18 protein-coding genes are annotated in these 17,306 nt (G+C 64.7%); 11 read left to right on the top strand and 7 right to left on the bottom strand.

Annotated features, from left to right (window positions below):
- The first annotated feature begins 1 nt into the window (after position 1).
- The 9 genes from yidC to dapE all read left to right on the top strand — a co-directional run bounded on the left by yidC (position 2) and on the right by dapE (position 9,142).
- A complete protein-coding gene (gene yidC, locus AAFG07_RS03090; RefSeq protein WP_342725967.1) occupies positions 2 to 1,873 on the top strand; it encodes a membrane protein insertase YidC in 1,872 nt (623 codons plus the stop codon).
- Positions 1,874 to 2,031: 158 nt separating this feature from the next.
- Positions 2,032 to 2,685, top strand: a complete 654-nt coding sequence (gene yihA / locus AAFG07_RS03085) for a ribosome biogenesis GTP-binding protein YihA/YsxC (protein ID WP_342725966.1) — start codon at positions 2,032 to 2,034, stop codon at positions 2,683 to 2,685.
- A complete protein-coding gene (locus tag AAFG07_RS03080; RefSeq protein WP_342725965.1) occupies positions 2,682 to 3,050 on the top strand; it encodes a DUF423 domain-containing protein in 369 nt (122 codons plus the stop codon). Before yihA ends, AAFG07_RS03080 begins: the two co-directional genes overlap by 4 nt.
- A gap of 175 nt (positions 3,051 to 3,225) precedes the next feature.
- Positions 3,226 to 4,119 carry an acetylglutamate kinase gene (argB, locus tag AAFG07_RS03075; protein WP_092122647.1) on the top strand — a complete coding sequence of 298 codons (894 nt, stop codon included), beginning with the start codon at positions 3,226 to 3,228 and terminating at the stop codon, positions 4,117 to 4,119.
- A gap of 71 nt (positions 4,120 to 4,190) precedes the next feature.
- Positions 4,191 to 5,177, top strand: a complete 987-nt coding sequence (locus AAFG07_RS03070) for a DUF1036 domain-containing protein (protein WP_342729037.1) — start codon at positions 4,191 to 4,193, stop codon at positions 5,175 to 5,177.
- Positions 5,178 to 5,360: 183 nt separating this feature from the next.
- A complete protein-coding gene (locus AAFG07_RS03065; RefSeq protein ID WP_342725964.1) occupies positions 5,361 to 6,050 on the top strand; it encodes a pyrimidine 5'-nucleotidase in 690 nt (229 codons plus the stop codon).
- A 221-nt stretch (positions 6,051 to 6,271) separates the two neighbouring features.
- Positions 6,272 to 7,117, top strand: coding sequence for a 2,3,4,5-tetrahydropyridine-2,6-dicarboxylate N-succinyltransferase (dapD, locus tag AAFG07_RS03060; RefSeq protein ID WP_342725963.1), 846 nt, complete (start codon positions 6,272 to 6,274; stop codon positions 7,115 to 7,117).
- Positions 7,118 to 7,341: 224 nt separating this feature from the next.
- Positions 7,342 to 7,926 (top strand): DUF805 domain-containing protein, encoded by a 585-nt coding sequence (locus AAFG07_RS03055; RefSeq protein WP_342725962.1) that lies wholly within the window; start codon positions 7,342 to 7,344, stop codon positions 7,924 to 7,926.
- 49 nt (positions 7,927 to 7,975) lie between these two features.
- Complete coding sequence (gene dapE, locus AAFG07_RS03050; protein WP_342725961.1) at positions 7,976 to 9,142, top strand: succinyl-diaminopimelate desuccinylase; 1,167 nt, start codon at positions 7,976 to 7,978, stop codon at positions 9,140 to 9,142.
- A 396-nt stretch (positions 9,143 to 9,538) separates the two neighbouring features.
- On the opposite strand, the gene truA is transcribed toward dapE, so the two are convergent.
- The 3 genes from truA to def form a co-directional block, all read right to left on the bottom strand.
- A complete protein-coding gene (truA, locus tag AAFG07_RS03045; protein WP_342725960.1) occupies positions 9,539 to 10,276 on the bottom strand; it encodes a tRNA pseudouridine(38-40) synthase TruA in 738 nt (245 codons plus the stop codon).
- Entirely contained in the window at positions 10,276 to 11,211 is a 936-nt protein-coding gene (gene fmt, locus AAFG07_RS03040) for a methionyl-tRNA formyltransferase (RefSeq protein ID WP_342725959.1), read from the bottom strand. The genes truA and fmt overlap by 1 nt, the downstream gene beginning before the upstream one ends.
- A 224-nt stretch (positions 11,212 to 11,435) precedes the next feature.
- Positions 11,436 to 11,963: a peptide deformylase gene (gene def / locus AAFG07_RS03035; protein WP_342725958.1), complete on the bottom strand. Its 528-nt coding sequence runs from the start codon at positions 11,961 to 11,963 to the stop codon at positions 11,436 to 11,438.
- 170 nt (positions 11,964 to 12,133) lie between these two features.
- Here def and rmuC point away from each other — a divergent pair, with 170 nt between their 5' ends.
- Positions 12,134 to 13,342, top strand: a complete 1,209-nt coding sequence (rmuC, locus tag AAFG07_RS03030) for a DNA recombination protein RmuC (RefSeq protein WP_342725957.1) — start codon at positions 12,134 to 12,136, stop codon at positions 13,340 to 13,342.
- A gap of 72 nt (positions 13,343 to 13,414) precedes the next feature.
- Here rmuC and AAFG07_RS03025 read toward each other — a convergent pair whose 3' ends face one another.
- Positions 13,415 to 13,720, bottom strand: a complete 306-nt coding sequence (locus AAFG07_RS03025) for a GIY-YIG nuclease family protein (RefSeq protein WP_342729036.1) — start codon at positions 13,718 to 13,720, stop codon at positions 13,415 to 13,417.
- A 284-nt stretch (positions 13,721 to 14,004) separates the two neighbouring features.
- Here AAFG07_RS03025 and AAFG07_RS03020 point away from each other — a divergent pair, with 284 nt between their 5' ends.
- Positions 14,005 to 15,378 (top strand): AmpG family muropeptide MFS transporter, encoded by a 1,374-nt coding sequence (locus tag AAFG07_RS03020; protein ID WP_342725956.1) that lies wholly within the window; start codon positions 14,005 to 14,007, stop codon positions 15,376 to 15,378.
- Positions 15,379 to 15,690: 312 nt separating this feature from the next.
- Here AAFG07_RS03020 and AAFG07_RS03015 read toward each other — a convergent pair whose 3' ends face one another.
- The 3 genes from AAFG07_RS03015 to AAFG07_RS03005 form a co-directional block, all read right to left on the bottom strand.
- Complete coding sequence (locus AAFG07_RS03015; RefSeq protein ID WP_342725955.1) at positions 15,691 to 16,119, bottom strand: hypothetical protein; 429 nt, start codon at positions 16,117 to 16,119, stop codon at positions 15,691 to 15,693.
- 147 nt (positions 16,120 to 16,266) lie between these two features.
- Complete coding sequence (gene recR, locus AAFG07_RS03010) at positions 16,267 to 16,872, bottom strand: recombination mediator RecR (RefSeq protein ID WP_342725954.1); 606 nt, start codon at positions 16,870 to 16,872, stop codon at positions 16,267 to 16,269.
- Between the two features lie 97 nt (positions 16,873 to 16,969).
- Positions 16,970 to 17,290 carry a YbaB/EbfC family nucleoid-associated protein gene (locus AAFG07_RS03005; protein ID WP_092122614.1) on the bottom strand — a complete coding sequence of 107 codons (321 nt, stop codon included), beginning with the start codon at positions 17,288 to 17,290 and terminating at the stop codon, positions 16,970 to 16,972.
- Positions 17,291 to 17,306: the final 16 nt, after the last annotated feature.

The raw sequence follows: 17,306 nt of genomic DNA, 5'->3' as shown, positions 1-17,306 counted from the left end.
GATGTCCGACAACCGCAACACGATCATCGCCGTCATTCTGTCGGGCCTCGTCCTGATCGCCTGGCAATATTTCTATAACGTGCCGCAGATGGAGAAGCAGCGCGAGGCGCAGCGCCAGGCCGAGCTGTTGAAGCCGGCACCGCAGGCGACCCCTGGTGCTGCTCCCGGCGCCGCTCCCGGAAGCTCCGCGACGCCGTCACCGACAGCCGCCGCGCCCGGCGCCGACGCTCCGGTGGCGAGCCGCGAGACGGTGCTCGCGGCCGGCCCGCGCATCAAGATCGAGAGCCCACGCGTCATCGGCAGCATCGCGCTGAAGGGCGCCCGGATCGACGATCTGGCGCTGGTTCAGTTCCGCGAGACCGTCGACCCCACATCGCCGGCCGTCGTGCTGCTGTCGCCGTCGGGCACCGCCGAGCCTTATTATGCCGAATTCCTGTGGCTGACCGCCAACGGCTCGTCGGTGAAGACGCCTGATGCCGAAACCGTCTGGCAGCAGGAAGGATCGAACAGCCTGTCGCCGAGCACCCCGGTGATTCTGAAATATGAGAACGGCCAGGGCCTGACCTTCCGCCGCACAATCTCGATCGACGATCGCTACCTCTTCAGCATCAAGGATGAGGTCAACAATCAAGGCAGCGCGCCGGTGACGCTGTATCCGTTCGGCCTGATCTCGCGCGGCGGCAAGCCGCCGGTCTCCGGCTACGCGATCCTGCACGAAGGCCCGATCGGCTATCTCGGCGAACAGGGCCTGCAGGAATACACCTACAAGAACCTCGACGAGGCCAAGACCCCGACCGGCGGAAATTCGCGCGGCGTCGTGTTCTCGAAGGTCACCGACGGCTGGCTCGGCATCACCGACAAATACTGGGCCACCGCGCTGCTGCCGGAAACCAATGCGACGCTGGACACCGCCCGCTTTACCACCGGCGACAAGCGCTATCAGGCCGACTACATGCTCGGCGCGCAGACCATTCCGATCGGCGGCACCGGCGTTGCCAATGCGCGGCTGTTCGCCGGCGCGAAGGAGGCCGCCACGGTCGGCCTCAACTTCCCGCTGGTCGGCTTCGGCGGCTACAACAAGCAGCTCGGCCTCAACCATTTCGATCTCCTGATCGACTGGGGCCATTTCTACTTCATCACCAAGCCGATGTTCCTGGCGCTCGACTGGTTCTATCGCCTGGTCGGCAATTTCGGCATCGCGATCCTCTTGGTGACCGTGATCGTGAAGCTACTGTTCTTCCCGCTCGCCAACAAGTCCTACGCCTCGATGGCGAAGATGAAGTCGGTGCAGCCGCAGCTGGCCGCGCTGAAGGAGCGCTATCCTGACGACCGCGTGAAGCAGCAGCAGGAGATGATGGAGATCTACAAGAAGGAGAAGATCAACCCGATCGCCGGTTGTCTTCCCGTCGCCTTGCAGATCCCGGTGTTCTTCTCGCTCTACAAGGTGCTGTTCATCACCATCGAAATGCGGCACGCGCCGTTCTTCGGCTGGATCAAGGACCTCTCCGCGCCCGATCCGACCAATCTGTTCACACTGTTCGGGCTCGTTCCGTTCGATCCGATCGCGCTGCTCGGACCGCATTTCGGCGCCTATCTGGTGATGGGTATCTGGCCGATCATCATGGGCATCACGATGTGGGTCCAGATGAAGCTCAACCCGGCGCCGCCGGATCCGACCCAGAAGATGATCTTCGACTGGATGCCGCTGATCTTCACCTTCATGCTGGCCGGCTTCCCGGCGGGTCTCGTGATCTACTGGGCCTGGAACAACACGCTCTCCGTGCTGCAGCAGAGCTTCATCATGCGCAAGAACGGCGTGAAGGTGGAGTTATTCGACAATCTGAAGTCGACCTTCGCCAAGAAGCCGACATAGCTTCCTGCGCCCGATCTATCACTGCGTCATGCCCGGCCTTGCGCCGGGCATCGACATATTTGGCGGCCAGCAAAACGTTGACGCGGATGGCCGGGTCGTCTTACGCCAAAGCTGCGCTTCGGGCTTTTGCCCGGCCACGATGAAATGGGATCCTTCGCATGACCGCCGAATCTGATGCGGAGCTGATCGAGCAGGGGCGAAAGCTGTTCGCCGGCGACTGGCGCTTCATCTGGGCCTCGCCCTCGATCGAGACGCTGCCGCCGATGGCCGGTCTCGAGGTCGCCTTTGCCGGCCGCTCCAATGTCGGCAAGTCGAGCCTGATCAACGCGCTGACCGGCCGCAATGCGCTCGCTCGCACCTCGCATACGCCGGGCCGCACCCAGGAACTGATCTTCTTCGAGGGCCCGGAAAACGCGGACATTCGTCTCGTCGACATGCCCGGTTACGGCTACGCTTCGGCGCCGAAGACCAAGGTGGCGTCATGGACCGCGCTGATCCACAAATTCCTGCTCGGGCGCGCGACGCTGGCGCGGGTCTATGTCTTGATCGACGCCCGCCACGGCATCAAGGACGTCGATCAAGACGTGCTGAAGACGCTGGACAAGTCCGCGGTCAGCTACCAGGTCGTGCTGACCAAGGCCGACCAGGTCAGGGCCGGCGAACTCAAGACCGTCACCGCCGAAACCATCGCGAAGCTCGCAAAACATCCCGCCGCGTTCCCCGAAGTGCTTGTGACCTCGTCGCGCACCGGCGACGGCATGCCGGAGCTGCGTGCCGCCATGGTGCGCCTGATCGAGGAGCGGCGCCGATGAACGGCGCATCCCGTCTCCTGATCGGCCTTGCCGCGATCATGGGCGCCTGCGGCGTGATTTTGGCAGCGGCCGCAGCCCATCTGCCGGACGCATCGCGGCTGGCGGCGGCATCCTCGATGCTGCTGTTCCATACCACCGCCGCCATCGCGACCATTGCGGTCGCGGAGCGCGCGATCATCCATCTGAAGCTCGGTGTCGTGGCGGCGGCAGGCTTCGTCATCGCCGCGTCATTGTTCGCGGGCGATCTCACGCTGCGCCAATATGGCGGCCATGGCCTGTTTCCGATGGCGGCTCCATCAGGCGGAACGCTGCTGATCCTGAGCTGGCTGCTGCTGGCGGTTTCGGCTATGTGGCCGAAGCGCTGAACGGTAGCCTGTAGCCCGGACGCAGCGAAGCGAAATCCGGGAATCGTGCCGCGGGTGCAAGCCCCGGATTTTGCGTGCGCTCCATCCGGGCTACGAATCGCGATCCCCACTTTGCGCCCTGCCCGGCAATCAGATAGAAACGCGCCCGTCCCTCCGCTGACGTGAGACCAGCCCCATGACCGACCAGCACATCAGCCCGCTCGATCAGGCCCGCATCCTGTCCGAGGCGCTGCCGCACATGCAGGAATATGACGAGGAAACCATCGTCATCAAATATGGCGGCCATGCCATGGGCGCCGAGGACACCGCCAAGGCGTTCGCGCGCGACATCGTGCTGCTTGAGCAGACCGCGATCAACCCGGTGGTCGTACATGGTGGCGGGCCGCAGATCGCGACCATGCTGAAGCGCCTCGGCATCCAGTCGGAATTCGCGGCCGGGCTGCGCATCACCGACGCCGCGACCATCGAGATCGTCGAGATGGTGCTGGCGGGTTCGGTCAACAAGCAGATCGTCGGCTACATCAACGAAGCCGGCGGCAAGGCCGTGGGCCTCTCCGGCAAGGACGGCAACATGGTGAAGGCGTCGAAGACGACGCGCACCATGGTCGATCCCGATTCCAACATCGAGAAGGCGGTCGATCTCGGCTTCGTCGGCGATCCCGAGAAGGTCGACCTCACGCTGCTCAATCAGCTGATCGGCTATGAGCTGATCCCGGTGCTGGCGCCGCTGGCAACCTCGCAGGACGGCCTGACGCTGAACGTCAACGCCGATACCTTTGCCGGCGCGATCGCGGGCGCGCTGAAGGCCAAGCGCCTGCTGCTGCTGACCGATGTGCCCGGCGTGCTCGACAAGTCCAAGAAGCTGATTCCGGACCTGTCGATCAAGGAGGCCCGCAAGCTGATCGCCGACGGCACGATTTCCGGCGGCATGATCCCGAAGGTCGAGACCTGCATCTACGCGCTCGAACAGGGCGTGCAGGGCGTCGTCATCATCGACGGCAAGACCCAGCACGCCGTGCTGCTCGAGCTCTTCACCAACCAGGGCACCGGCACGCTGATCCATAAGTAATGGCAGACGAGGTCGTCATCGCGGGACGCGCGGCGAGGAACCCTCGCCGGTCGCCGCCGGCGCGGCTCGCGATGTCGTTGCCGGCCGCGCTGGTGTCGTTTCTGTTCTCAGCCGCGCCCGCACATGCCGATCTCAAGCTCTGCAACCGCATGAGCTACGTGATCGAGGCCGCGATCGGCATCGACGACAAGGCCGCAACGGCGACACGCGGCTGGTTTCGGATCGATCCCGCGACCTGCCGCGTCGTGGTGCAGGGCGCGCTGACCGCGGATCGCGTGCTGCTGAATGCCCGCGCGCTCGGCGTCTACGGTGCGTCGCCGATCCCGCAGAACGGCACCGACGCGCTGTGCGTCGCGCAGGACAATTTCGTGATCGCCGCCGCGCGCCAATGCCGCTCCGGCCAGACACCGGCGCAATTCACCCAGATCACGCCGACGCAGACCGATGACGGCAATCTTGTCGCCTACCTCGCCGAGGACAGCGAGTATGACGACGAGCAGGCGCGGCTCGCCGGCATCCAGCGCCTCTTGGTGATCGCAGGCTACGACGCGGCGCCGATCGACGGCGTCGATGGGCCGAAGACCCAGAGCGCGCTGTCGGCCTTCCTCAGGAGCCGCGGGCTCGGCAGCGACATCGTGCAGTCGCCGAACTTCTTCAACACCATGGTCGACGCCGTGCAGAAGCCGTCGCCGACCGGGCTGACCTGGTGCAACGACACGCCGCACAAGGTGATGGCCGCGGTCGCGACCGACGACGGCAAGGCGGTGACCAGCCGCGGCTGGTATCGGATCGACCCCGGCAAGTGCCTGCATCCCGACGTGTCGGGCACGCCGAAGCAGATCTATTCCTTCGCGGAAGCCGTCGACGGCGACAACCGCGCCATCCGCATCAAGGACAAGCCGCTGAACTGGGGCGGTGCGGTGCAGCTCTGCACCCGCGAAAGCAAGTTCGAGGTCAACGAGCAGGGCGACTGCGCCACCCGCGGCCTCACCGCGCTCGGCTTCACCACCGTCGACATGACCAGCGGCGGCAAGACGCTGCGCTTTGCGATGCCGTGATGAAGACAGTGGCGCCACATACATCACCGTCGTCCTGGCGAAAGCCAGGACCCATTACCACAGGCAATCATTTGGCAAAGACGGGTAGTGACCGACCATTGCGCGGTATTGGCACCGCGCTTCATTTGATGGATCACGCGGTATGGGTCCTGGCTTTCGCCAGGACGACGACGGAAAGATAACATGAAAACTCCCCGCAGCTTCGGCCATGTCGAGACCTGGGTGTTCGACCTCGACAACACGCTGTACCCGCATCACGTCAACCTGTGGCAGCAGGTCGATGCGCGGATCGGCGAGTTCGTCGGCAACTGGCTGAAGATCTCGCCCGAGGAGGCACGGCGGCTGCAGAAGGACTATTACCTGCGCTACGGCACCACGATGCGCGGCATGATGACCGAGCACGGTGTACAGGCCGACGACTATCTCGCCTATGTGCACAAGATCGACCACTCGCCGCTGCAGCCGAATCCGGCGATGGGCGCTGCGATCGAGAAGCTGCCGGGGCGCAAGCTGATCCTGACCAACGGCTCGGTCGACCATGTCGACGCGGTGCTCGGCCGGCTCGGCATCTCCAATCATTTCGACGGCGTGTTCGACATCATCGCCGCCGATCTCGAGCCCAAGCCGGCGCCGCAGACCTACCAGAAGTTCCTCAGGCTTCACGACGTCGATCCGGCGAAGGCTGCGATGTTCGAGGACCTCGCGCGCAATCTGGTGGTGCCGCATGAGCTCGGCATGACCACCGTGCTGGTGGTGCCCGACGGCAGCCAGGAAGTGGTGCGCGAGACCTGGGAGCTCGAAGGCCGCGACGCCGCTTATGTCGACCATGTCACGGACGATCTCACCGGGTTCTTGCAGCGGCTGAAGCCCTGATCTCTCCCCACGTCGTCCCGGCGTAGGCGGGGACCCATAACCACTAATCTCGGTTGGATTACGCGCTACGGCCCCATCGTGCCGCATCGCTGGCATTCGTGGTTATGGGTCCCGGCCTGCGCCGGGACGACGGTGGGGTTTGCCTTGACTCTCTTGCCCCAAATTCCGAAAAAGCCCTGCAAAATTCCCTCATATCCCCGATACGCCCAAGGATTGTCCCGATGTCGCTGTCCGCCCTCGAAACCACCGTCAACACCGCGTTCGACGCCCGCGATGGCATCTCGACCTCGACCAAGGGCGAGGTCCGCGAGGCCGTCGACCACGCACTGGAGCTGCTCGACAAGGGCGAGGCCCGCGTCGCCGAGCGCGAGGCGAGCGGCAAGTGGAAGGTCAATCAGTGGCTGAAGAAGGCGGTGCTGCTCTCGTTCCGTCTCAACGACATGGGCCAGATCGCGGGCGGCCCGGGCCAGGCCTCGTGGTGGGACAAGGTGCCTTCGAAGTTCGAGGGCTGGGGCGAGAACCGCTTCCGCGACGCCGGCTTCCGCGCCGTGCCGGGCGCGATCGTGCGCCGCTCCGCTTTCATCGCCCGCAACGTCGTGCTGATGCCCTCCTTCGTCAATCTCGGCGCTTACGTCGATGAAGCCACCATGATCGACACCTGGTCGACGGTCGGCTCCTGCGCCCAGATCGGCAAGCGCGTACACATTTCCGGCGGCGTCGGCATCGGCGGCGTGCTCGAGCCGCTGCAGGCCGAGCCCGTGATCGTCGAGGACGACTGCTTCATCGGCGCGCGCAGCGAGGTCGCCGAAGGCGTGATCGTGCGCAGGGGCGCGGTGCTGTCGATGGGCGTGTTCCTGGGCGCCTCGACCAAGATCGTCGATCGCGAAACCGGCGAGATCTTCGTCGGCGAGGTCCCGGAGTACGCCGTCGTGGTGCCGGGCACGCTGCCGGCCAAGCCGCTGAAGAACGGCCAGCCCGGGCCGGCCACCGCCTGCGCCGTGATCGTCAAGCGCGTCGACGAGCGCACCCGCGCCAAGACCAGCATCAACGAGCTGCTGCGGGACTAAGGAACGCACCGTCACCCTGAGGTGGCCGCTTCTTCAGCGGCCCTCGAAGGGTCGACGGCCCGACTGTGGCCGTGCATCCTTCGAGGCTCGCTCCGCTCGCACCTCCAGCGACAAAGGCGAAGCCTTTGCGCGGGGATGACGGGTCTAGACTGATCGAACCAAATTCCATCCGACGCCGACAAAACTCCGGGCCGCGAAACATTGCCGCTGTCCGGAGCTTTTTCATGGACTGGGCCAATTACCTGTTCGGCTTCAAGGGCCGCGTCAACCGGGCCAAGTTCTGGCTCGCAGCACTGATCATCGTGTGCTGGATGATATTCCTGGCCGCGCTGGTGATCTTGGCGGGCCTCGGCGGCAAGCGCGGGTTCGGCTTCAATGTCGACGACATCTTCCGGGCGTTCGACCCTGATAGCTACAGATCGCTGACCCTTGCCGGTTTGCCCGCGCTGCTGGTCAAGGCCAGCGGGACGGCACTGTTCGTCTGGGTCTACATCGCGGTCTCGATCAAGCGCCTGCACGACCGCGACAAGAGCGGCTGGTGGATGGTCCCGTTCTTCGCGATCCCAGGCCTCATGAGCCAGTTCTCGGACCGGCTTCCCGATGATTCCTATTGGGTGATGGCCGCGGGCGCGATCGTCTTCGTGTTCTATATCTGGGGCTTCATCGAGCTGGCGTTTCTGCGCGGCACCTCTTACCCCAATCGCTATGGTCCCAATCCGCTTGGAAAAACCCATGTGCGGCAAGGCGGCGACCGCGGCAACGGGTCGCGCTCCAGGCAGGGCTGGGATCAGCAGAGCGAGCTCGAATGATGCCGCACAAAGCTGGTCCACCCGCGGTGTGACGTGTTAAGCGAGGCGCATGAGTGATGCCGTCTCGATTACCCGCGATCTGGTTCGCTGCCCCTCCGTCACCCCGGCCGACGCCGGCGCGCTTGGCGTTCTTGAAAATTTGCTGAAAAGCGCAGGCTTCGACGTCCACCGCGTGACGTTCTCCGAGCCCGGCACCGCCGATATCGACAATCTCTATGCCCGCATCGGCTCTTCGGCGCCGCATATCACCTTCGCCGGCCACACCGACGTGGTGCCGCCCGGCGATGAAGCGGCGTGGACGCTCGGCGCGTTCTCCGGCGAGGTCAAGGACGGCTATCTCTACGGCCGCGGCGCCGTCGACATGAAGGGCGGCATCGCCTGCAGTGTCGCCGCCGTGCTGCAATATCTAAGGGATCATGGCGGCAAGCCGCGAGAAGATGGCAACGGCTCGATCTCCTTCCTGATCACCGGCGACGAGGAAGACGTCTCGATCAACGGCACCGTCAAGCTGCTGAAATGGTGCGCCGAGCGCGGCGAAAAGTTCGACCATTGCGTGCTCGGCGAGCCCTCCAATGTCGAGGTGCTCGGCGACATGATCAAGATCGGCCGGCGCGGCTCGCAGTCGGGCACGCTGGTGGTCGATGGCGTGCAGGGCCACGTCGCCTATCCGCACCGCGCCTCGAACCCGGTGCCTGATATCTCGCGGCTGATCGTGGCGCTGAGCGACGAGCCGCTCGATCACGGCAGCGCGCAATTCCAGGCCAGCAACCTCGAATTTACCACGGTCGATGTCGGCAACACCGCAAGCAATGTGATCCCCGGCCAGGCGCGGGCGAAGTTCAACATCCGCTACAACGACAACCACACCCAGGAGAGCCTGCGGCAGCTGGTCGACGAGCGGCTGGCGAAGGCCTGCGGCAACCGCATCCGCGCCCACATCGATTGGCAGCCGTCGAACTCGAACGTGTTCGTCACCCAGCCCGGCCCGTTCACCGATCTCGCGGTCGCCGCGATCGAGGAGGTCACGGGCCGCAAGCCGGAACTCTCCACCTCGGGCGGCACGTCTGACGCGCGCTTCATCTCGGGCTATTGCCCGGTGATCGAATTCGGCCTGGTCGGCCAGACCATGCACCAGATCGACGAGCGCACGCCGGTGGCCGATCTGGAGAAGCTGACGAAGGTCTATCGTGGCGTGCTGGACCGGTATTTTGCGTAGTCCTCTTCTCCCTCGCCCCGCTCTTGCGGGGAGAGGGTCGGGGTGAGGGGTCTAACCGCAAAGATGGTGAGCAACGGACTCGCGGAGAGTCCCCCTCACCCGGATCGCATTCCGCTGCGCTGCATGCAATCCGGCCTCTCCCCGCAAGCGGGGCGAGGCTAGGAGAGAGCGCCGCCTAGCTAGACAAAAACGTCGAAAACAACCCCATGCACAGTAGGGATTGGGGCTGCTCGTCATCCGCCCGCACCAGATATGGTCCGTAGGATGGGTAGAGCCAACGGGTCCGCGCAAAGCGCGGCCCGATGATAAACTCCGCGAAACCCATCATGTGGGCCGCGGATTCGAAGTGATGGGTTTCGCTTCGCTCGACCCATCCTACCGGATCATTCACACCGCCTAATAATCCACCCGCATCAAATAGAGCCCGTCCGGTGGCGCCACGGGGCCGCAGGCGGCGCGGTTGCGGGCGGCGAGTGCGCCAAAGAGATCGTCAGGGCTCCAGCGGCCCTCGCCGACCCAGACCAGCGAGCCGACCATCGAACGCACCTGGCTGTGCAGGAACGAGCGCGCGGACGTCACGATGTTGATGGCATCGCCCTCGCGCGTGACGTCGAGCTGATCGAGCGTCTTCTCCGGCGACTTGGCCTGGCACTCGGTGTCGCGGAAGGTGGTGAAATCGTGCTTGCCGAGCAGTCGCTGCGCGGCCTCGTGCATCGCGTCGGCATCGAGCGCCCGCGGCACGCGCCAGACGCGACCGATGTCGAGCGCGAGGTTCGCACGGGTGTTGGTGATGCGATAGAGATAGTGCCGCTTGATCGCCGAGAACCTCGCCTCGAAATCGTCTGATACGATATCAGCCGCCAGCACGCCGATCGGATTGGGCCGCAGATGCGCGTTCAGCCCGTCGCGGAAGCGGCCGGGCGGAAATTGCTTGGCGATGTCGCAATGCGCGACCTGGCCGCGCGCATGCACGCCGGCATCGGTACGCCCGGCGCCATGGACGCGCACGTCCTCGCCGCAGATCGCCTTGACCGCCGTCTCCAGCGCGCCCTGCACGGTCGGCGCGGTGTCCTGGATCTGCCAGCCGGAGAACGGCGTGCCGTCATATTCGATGGTGAGCTTGTAGCGGGGCATCAGGCGAGCCGCGCGGGCGGCTTCAACGGCGTGCCGCGCAGAAAATCCGCGGCCTTCATCGGCGCCTTGCCGGCGCGCTGCAGTTCGAGGATCCGGACCGCGCCATCGCCGCAGGCGATCGCAAGATTGTCGTCGAGCACATCGCCCGGCTCGCCCGCGCCTTTCGCCAATTCGCAACGCAGGATCTTCAGCCGCACCGGCTCGCCCTCGCCCAAAAGCTCGCACCAGGCGCCGGGGAACGGCGAAAGCCCGTGAATGTGCCGCAGCACCGCGTGCGCCGCCTGCTTCCAGTCGATCCGCGCCTCGGCCTTCTCGATCTTGGCAGCGTAGGTGACGCCGGCCTCGCTCTGCTTCGTCAGCTGCAAGCCGCCACGCTGCAGCGCGCCCATTGCGCGTACCATCAGATCGGCGCCGAGCGGCGCCAGCGCGTCGTGCAGGTCGGATGCCGTCATGCTGTCCGAGATCGGCAGCCGCTCGGCCATCGCGACGTCGCCGGTGTCGAGGCCGACATCCATCTTCATCACCATCACGCCGCTTTCGGCATCGCCCGCCATGATGGCGCGGTTGATCGGCGCGGCGCCGCGCCAGCGCGGCAATAGCGAAGCATGCAGGTTGAAGCAGCCGAGCTTCGGCGCGTCGAGAATCGCCTGCGGCAGGATCATGCCATAGGCCACGACGACGGCGGCATCCGCGTCATGCGCGTGAAACGCCTCGAGCGCTTCCGGAGTCTTGAGGGTCTTCGGCGTCAGCACTGATATGCCGAGGCGACGCGCCTCCTGCTCGACCGGCGTCGGCTGCAATTGCAGGCCGCGCCGCCCGCCCGGCTTCGGCGCGCGGGTGTAGACCGCCACGACCTCGTGGCCATGGGCCACCAGCTCCAGCAGCGTCGGCACCGCGAAATCGGGCGTGCCCATGAAGATCAGGCGAAGAGGCATGACGAGAACTCGGTCTGTTCCTTCCCTTGCGGGGAGAGGATTCGCATATCAAGCGCGCGGGTCTTTCCGCGAATTCGGTTGGCCTCTCCCGCTTGCGGGGGAGGCCGGATCGCATCGAAGATGCGATCCGGGTGGGGGCTATCTCAGCGATACGACTCGTGGAAAGACCGCCACCCCAACCCTCCCCCGCAAGCGGGAGAGGGAGTCGAGTGCCGATGGCGATCCTACTCCGCCGCGCGCTTGGCGGCCTTCTCGAATTTCTTGAACACGCGGTCGCGCTTCAGCTTCGACAGATAGTCCACGAACAGCACGCCGTTGAGGTGGTCGATCTCGTGCTGGATGCAGGTGGCATAGAGTCCTTCCGCATCCTCCTCGTGCACCTTGCCGTCGAGGTCGGTGAAGCGCAGGCGCACCCGCGCCGGGCGCTCGACCTCCTCGTAATATTCGGGGATCGACAGGCAGCCCTCTTCGTAGACCGATAGCTCCTCCGAATGCGAGATGATCTCCGGATTGATGAACACCCGCGGCTGCGGCGTGGTCTCGCCGTTCTCGTCGCGCTTGGCGAGGTCCATGGTGATCAGCCGCAGCGGCTGCGCGACCTGGATCGCCGCGAGCCCGATGCCCGGCGCGTCATACATGGTCTCGAGCATGTCGTCGGCGAGCTTGCGGATCTCCGGCGTCACCTTCTCGATCGGTTTCGATACCAGACGCAACTGCTTGTCCGGCAGGATGATGATTTCTCGTAATGCCATGGCGGCGATTTAAGCTGCTGACTTCATGGGGTCAATGCGCTCAGGAACCGGTTAAGACAGCCTTAACCACGTTTCTTCAGACAACATTAACCAAGGAATTTAAGGGAGTGTTTACCATAAATGTTCCCTTTTCGTTCGATGGCGATGCCGAATCGGCTACAACTGATGGCATGAACGAGATTCTGCTCACGATCGGCGACCTTCCCCTCCGTGTCTCCGACGCCCTGATCGGCCTTGGCACGCTGGCGCTGGTCCTGCTGCTTGCCATCGCAATGGTGATCGCGCGCGCCAGCCGGCGCGGCGCGGAACTCGCGATGGCCCAGGCCATTCGCGCCGATGAGCTGGAAGAGCGGCTCGCCGACATGCTGCGGGCGCAGAGCGAGGCCTCCGGGCGGGTCGACGCGATGGGGCAGGCACTGGCCGGCCGTCAGGCCGAGATGGCCCGCGCGGTCAACGAGCGGCTGGACTCGGTGACCCACCGGGTCGGCCAATCGATGGAACAGACCACGCGCAACACGATGGATTCGCTGCGGGTGCTGCACGAGCGGCTCGGCATCATCGATCACGCGCACAAGAACCTCAACGAGCTCACCACCCAGGTGACGACCTTGCGCGACGTGCTCGCCAACAAGCAGTCGCGCGGCGCGTTCGGCCAGGCGCGGATGGAAGCGATCGTCCAGGACGGCATGCCGAAGGGCTCGTTCGAGTTCCAGTACACGCTGACCACGGGCAAGCGGCCGGACTGCGTCGTGTTCCTGCCCGACCAGCGTCCGCTCTGCATCGACGCGAAATTCCCGCTCGAGGCCATGACCGCGCTGCACGATGCGCGCAGCGACGAGGAACGTAAATTCGCCAGCCAGCGGCTGCGCGCCGACGTGCTGAAGCATGTCAGCGACATCGCGGAGAAGTACCTGATCCCGGGCGAGACCCAGGACACCGCGCTGATGTTCGTGCCGTCGGAATCGGTCTATGCCGAAATCCATGACGGCTTCGACGACGTGGTCCAGAAGGCCTATCGCGCCCGGGTCGTGCTGGTGTCGCCCTCCCTGCTGATGCTGGCGATCCAGGTGATGCAGCAGATCCTGAAGGACGCCCGCATCCGCGACGCCGCCGACCAGATCCGCAACGAGGTGATGCATCTCGGCGACGACCTCAGCCGGCTGCGCGAGCGCGTGCTCAAGCTGCAAAACCACTTCGGCCAGGTCAACGAGGACGTCAGGCAGATCCTGATCTCCGCCGACAAGATCGAGAAGCGCGCCGGCCGCATCGAGGAACTCGACTTCAGCAAGGCTGAGACCCCGATCGAAGTGCCGCGTTTCGTCAAGGGAGCGACGCCCGAGCTGTTCCCCGCCCCGCGCAAGCTGCAGGCGGGGGAGTAGTACGGACCCTCATCTCACCTCATAGTCAGTGTCATCGCCCGGCTTGACCGGGCGATCCAGTATCCCAGAGGCCTATCCGCCGCCACCCGCAATCTCCGGGTAAAGATCGTTCCAATCCGGATTGTCCTTCTCAATCAGGGAAATCTTCCATGCCCGCGGCCATTTCTTCAGCCGCTTCTCGCGCTTGATCGCGTTCTCAGGGTCATCGAATTGCTCGAAATAGACGAGTTTCACCACGTCATATTTCTCAGTGAAACTCTCGATGAGTTGCAGCTTGTGCTCACCGACTCTGCGAATGAGGTCATTTGTCACACCGATATACAGCGTGCCGCCGATGCGGCTGGCAAGGATGTAGACGTAGAAGCTGCGTGCGCCCAACTGCCGCCTCTGGGATACTGGATCGCCCGGTCGAGCCGGGCGATGACACCTGATCATGCCGCGCGATCTGCGGACATCAACATCACTAGGTGCGATCATAGAGGAGTTGTTACCAGATCCGGCCACAAAAAGACTGTCGTCGCCCGGCATGTCGGCCTCCCAAGCCATTCCATGCCGTCGATGTGTTACCCATGTCTCCGAACGGTGTTACCTAGTCCCGGTCCGCACATCGAGCCGGGCGACGACACCCTCCTAGTGGCTCGAATCTGCTACCAACGGCCCCTATGACAGCACCTGAAGCGACGTCAGACGTGCCCGCGAAGCCGCAGGGACAGGCCCCCACCTCCTGGCGCGACAGCTTCGCCGTGTACTTGCAGCCGCGCGTCCTGATCGTGCTGCTGCTCGGCTTCTCGTCCGGCCTGCCGCTGGCGCTGTCGGGCTCGACGCTGCAGGTGTGGATGAAGGAGGCCGGGGTCGATCTCGGCACCATCGGGCTGCTCGCGCTGATCGGCACGCCGTACACGCTGAAATTCCTCTGGGCGCCGCTGGTCGACGCGCTGCACGTGCCGCTATTCACGCAGATCTTCGGACGCCGCCGCGGCTGGCTGCTGCTCTCGCAGCTGTTGCTGATCGCGACGATCCTGGTACTGGCGCTGGCCGATCCCGCGCGATCGCCATGGTTCGCGGCGTTCGCCGCGCTGCTGGTCGCAACCGCGTCGTCGACGCAGGACATCGTGGTCGATGCCTTCCGCGTCGAAAGCCTGCCGGAGAGCGAGCAGGCCGCCGGCATGGCGTCCTATGTCGCGGCCTATCGCATCGGCATGCTGGTCTCGACCGCCGGCGCGCTGTTCATCGTCAGCGGCTTCGAGTCCGCCGGCCTCGCCCGCCCGTCGGCGTGGATGTGGGGCTATGTGGTCATGGCCGCGCTGGTCGTGATCGGCATCGTCACCGCGCTTGCTGCGACCGAGCCGGCCCAATCGAAAGGCGCGGAGGCCGCCACGCATGCGCAGACCGCAGCGGAGCGCGTCTTGCACGCGGCGCTCGGCGCATTCTCCGAGTTCCTCAGCCGCAAGGACGCATGGGCGGCGCTCGCCTTCGTGGTGCTGTTCAAGTTCACCGACGCGTTCTCGGGCACCATGACCGCGCCGTTCGTGATCGACATCGGCTTTTCCAAGGTCGATTACGCCGCGATCGTGAAGGGCGTCGGCCTTGCCGCGACCCTGATCGGCGGATTTGCCGGTGGCTTCGTGGCGCGGCGCTATTCGCTCGCAACCAGCCTCTGGATCGGCGGCGTGCTGCAGGCGGTCGCCAACCTCTCGTTCTCCTGGCTCGCCCATGTCGGCGTCGATCAATGGGCGCTGGCGCTTGCGATCACCGCGGAGAATTTCACCAGCGCGATCGGCACCGTGATCTTCGTCGCCTACCTGTCGGCGCTATGTCGCAATCCGCTGCACACCGCGACCCAGTACGCGCTGCTGACGGCGCTCGCCGCGGTCGGCCGCACCTATCTGTCATCGGGGGCGGGCTATGTGGCGAAGGCCGTCGGCTGGCAAATGTTCTTCGTGATCTGCGTGCTGGTCGCAATCCCGAGCCTGATCCTGCTCGCCTGGCTGCAGCGGCGCGGGCATTTCGACGAGTTGGGGCCGGTGAGAGTTTAGCCCAGCCGCCGTAGCCCGGATGAAACGAAGCGCAATCCGGGGAAGTCTCTCAATTTGCAAAACTGCCCCGGATTTCGCTTCGCTCCATCCGGGCTACGGGCTCTGTCCGTGCGTCGTCCTGGCGAAAGCCAGGACCCATTACCCCAAATGCAAATTGTTGCGCGACGTTGAGGCCACAATCCATCCGACAACCAAGGCCGGTGGTTATGGGTCCTGGCCTTCGCCAGGACGACGATGAGGATAGGTCGCAACTCAAGATGTCAAACAGCGCGGTGTCATCACCCGCGCAGCCGGGAGCCGCAATTGACGCGGTTACTTCGCCACCACGCTCCACTTGGTGACGATGGCTTCGCTCATCTCGCCGGCGTCCTTGGCGCAGGCGATCTCGTCGACCTTCACCGAGATGGCCTTGCCGGAGAGGCTCTTGAGCTGGGCGGCCTGGGCGTCGTTGGTCGGAACGAGCTGAAAGGTTTCCGGCCCGGTTTCGAGGTTGCAGAGACCGTTCGGCGGCGGCAGGCGGCGCGGCTCGCTGGTGATCTGGTAGGTCGCGACGCGCTTGCCGCGGTTCTTGGTGTCGCGCACCTTCATGACGCCGAGTTCCCCCGACAGCACGTCGCCGGCCCGGATCATCTTGCCGGGCTTCTGCGGCGCATCGCTCTGCTGCGCGAGCGCGCACGGCGCGGCGAAAGTGGCCGCCAGAAACGCAACGGCCAAGCGTACGCCGAATCGGTGTGTCGTCATTTGCAGTGGTTCCGTACTTGATTCGTCAGAGCATGGATGACCGTCCCCAAATCGTCATCCACCCTATCATTTTGTTTCGGCGCGATCTTTTTGGATTGTAACCGATCGCCTGGCGAACAATGCCGCGTCCGGCTCCCGGATCGCTGGCTAGAACAGCGTCCGCTGCCGCATCGCAGCCGATAGCGTACCTTCATCGAGGTAATCAAGCTCTCCGCCGACCGGCACGCCATGCGCCAGCCGCGTCACCCGCACATTGGCCTCCGACAAGAGGTCGGTGATGTAATGCGCGGTGGTCTGGCCATCGACGGTGGCATTGAGCGCCAGAATGATCTCGCTCACTTCAGGCGCATGCGCGCGCGCCACCAGTTGATCGATGGTGAGGTCCTGCGGACCGACACCGTCGAGCGGCGACAGCGTCGCGCCGAGCACGTGATAGCGTCCATTGGTCGCATTGGCGCGTTCCAGCGCCCAGAGATCGGCGACATCGGCGACCACGACGATGATCGAGGGATCGCGGCGCGGATCGGTGCACACCGTGCAGGGGTTTTGTGTATCGATGTTTCCGCAGGTCTTGCAGACCTGAATCTTGTCGATCGCGACCTGCAGCGCCGCGGTCAGCGGCGTCATCAGCGCTTCCCGCTTCTTGATCAAATGCAGCGCCGCGCGCCGCGCCGAACGCGGCCCGAGCCCGGGCAGCCGCGCCAGCAACTGGATCAGGCGTTCAATCTCGGGGCCGGCAACGCTGGTAGCCATTAGAGCATGATCCGGAAAAGTGTGGAGCGGTTTTCCGAAAAGATCATGCTCCAACAAAGAGCCAAGGCACGATGATTCATCTTGATCTCGCCGCGCTTCAAGTCGGACCAAATCCCGGCGGCAGGCCGAGCCCGCCGGTGAGCGCCATCATCTTCTCCTGCATCGCCGTCTCGGCCTTGCGGCGGGCATCGCCATGCGCGGTGACGAGCAGATCCTCGAGCACCTCGCGCTCCTCCGGCTTCATCAGCGACGGATCGATCTTGATGCCCTTCACTTCCATCTTCGCGGTCATGCGCACGGCGACCAGGCCGCCGCCGGAGATGCCCTCGACCTCGACATTGCCGAGCTCTTCCTGCATCGCCTGCATCTTGGATTGCAGCTGTGCTGCCTGTTTCATCATGCCGAGAAAATCAGCCATGCGTGCGTTCCTATCG

Origin of the sequence: Bradyrhizobium sp. B097 (assembly GCF_038957035.1) — a bacterium.
In the GTDB taxonomy this organism is placed as follows: domain Bacteria; phylum Pseudomonadota; class Alphaproteobacteria; order Rhizobiales; family Xanthobacteraceae; genus Bradyrhizobium.
The sequence above is the reverse complement of the archived record's forward strand: the minus strand, read 5'-3'. Positions and strand labels throughout refer to the sequence as shown.

Excerpts from the sequence above, each read along its gene's own strand:
- yidC (WP_342725967.1), top strand. The coding sequence starts at position 2 with ATGTCCGACAACCGCAACACGATCATCGCCGTCATTCTGTCGGGCCTC.
- yihA (WP_342725966.1), top strand. The coding sequence starts at position 2,032 with ATGACCGCCGAATCTGATGCGGAGCTGATCGAGCAGGGGCGAAAGCTG.
- AAFG07_RS03080 (WP_342725965.1), top strand. The coding sequence starts at position 2,682 with ATGAACGGCGCATCCCGTCTCCTGATCGGCCTTGCCGCGATCATGGGC.
- argB (WP_092122647.1), top strand. The coding sequence starts at position 3,226 with ATGACCGACCAGCACATCAGCCCGCTCGATCAGGCCCGCATCCTGTCC.
- AAFG07_RS03070 (WP_342729037.1), top strand. The coding sequence starts at position 4,191 with ATGTCGTTGCCGGCCGCGCTGGTGTCGTTTCTGTTCTCAGCCGCGCCC.
- AAFG07_RS03065 (WP_342725964.1), top strand. The coding sequence starts at position 5,361 with ATGAAAACTCCCCGCAGCTTCGGCCATGTCGAGACCTGGGTGTTCGAC.
- dapD (WP_342725963.1), top strand. The coding sequence starts at position 6,272 with ATGTCGCTGTCCGCCCTCGAAACCACCGTCAACACCGCGTTCGACGCC.
- AAFG07_RS03055 (WP_342725962.1), top strand. The coding sequence starts at position 7,342 with ATGGACTGGGCCAATTACCTGTTCGGCTTCAAGGGCCGCGTCAACCGG.
- dapE (WP_342725961.1), top strand. The coding sequence starts at position 7,976 with ATGAGTGATGCCGTCTCGATTACCCGCGATCTGGTTCGCTGCCCCTCC.
- truA (WP_342725960.1), bottom strand. The coding sequence starts at position 10,276 with ATGCCCCGCTACAAGCTCACCATCGAATATGACGGCACGCCGTTCTCC.
- fmt (WP_342725959.1), bottom strand. The coding sequence starts at position 11,211 with ATGCCTCTTCGCCTGATCTTCATGGGCACGCCCGATTTCGCGGTGCCG.
- def (WP_342725958.1), bottom strand. The coding sequence starts at position 11,963 with ATGGCATTACGAGAAATCATCATCCTGCCGGACAAGCAGTTGCGTCTG.
- rmuC (WP_342725957.1), top strand. The coding sequence starts at position 12,134 with ATGAACGAGATTCTGCTCACGATCGGCGACCTTCCCCTCCGTGTCTCC.
- AAFG07_RS03020 (WP_342725956.1), top strand. The coding sequence starts at position 14,005 with ATGACAGCACCTGAAGCGACGTCAGACGTGCCCGCGAAGCCGCAGGGA.
- AAFG07_RS03015 (WP_342725955.1), bottom strand. The coding sequence starts at position 16,119 with ATGACGACACACCGATTCGGCGTACGCTTGGCCGTTGCGTTTCTGGCG.
- recR (WP_342725954.1), bottom strand. The coding sequence starts at position 16,872 with ATGGCTACCAGCGTTGCCGGCCCCGAGATTGAACGCCTGATCCAGTTG.
- AAFG07_RS03005 (WP_092122614.1), bottom strand. The coding sequence starts at position 17,290 with ATGGCTGATTTTCTCGGCATGATGAAACAGGCAGCACAGCTGCAATCC.